This window comes from Bradyrhizobium sp. 31Argb (assembly GCF_043638955.1).
GTDB lineage: Bacteria > Pseudomonadota > Alphaproteobacteria > Rhizobiales > Xanthobacteraceae > Bradyrhizobium.
On sequence record NZ_JBEGDB010000661.1, the window covers coordinates 1 to 754 of the forward strand.

The following is a 754-nucleotide window of genomic DNA, read 5'->3' on the forward strand; positions in this document are numbered from 1 at the left end:
ATCATGCGCTCCGTCTATCAAACGGAGCAGCCCCTTCCAACTAAGCACGTGGTCCCACAATCGGGGTCCATTTCACTACATGACGGCCGGCGATCCGAGTTGCCCGGGCTAGTCTCGCCAACCGTCTACACGAAGGACGAGCAAACGATGCGGCAATTCCTGGCACTTTTGAGGCGCCGTTATGGCAGGCGTTAGTGTCGCATAAAGTCGCCGGCTGGCTCGGGTCAAGCACCGACTTCGCTGCAGACTCGATCCGCACTGCCGGCCCCGCGTAGGCCTCGTCGCGCGGCTTGACCTTGGGATACCAGACGAGAAGCGTCCCGACTGCGCGGTCTAATCCGGCGCCACGGCTTCTGCCAGGCCGTCGCAGAGTGCCTGCGCTACGCGGTTATAGCTCCAGTCGTTCTGGTGCAGCCAATTGCTGTCAAAATTGCTGATCATCTGATCAAAGGGGCCCACGATCGAGGTGCCAGTTGCGCATGAGTTCAAAGCGGCGGAATAGAGCGACGTCGTGCTCCGTCGAAATCTTGCCGATGATACGGAGCATCTCTTCGGTCGCGGCGGTCGGCCTCTCCTGTTGGTCAAGCACAGCGGGTGCGCATTGAAGGTTCATAAGGACTACGTCGGCGTTCGCGCCCGAGAGGTGATCTAGCATTACAGTTGTTTTTTTAGTGGGTTTCTGAATCCATGGGCAACCATGATTCGAAGATCGTGGACGCAGGCAGCGTCGATTGAGGAGACGCTTGCGTTGTGG

Annotated in this window: 1 pseudogene; it reads right to left on the minus strand. The window is 58.6% G+C overall.

Annotated elements, in window-relative coordinates:
* Window positions 1-445 precede the first annotated feature (445 nt).
* Window positions 446-754: pseudogene (locus AAFX91_RS42140) on the minus strand (hypothetical protein); the annotation flags it as partial.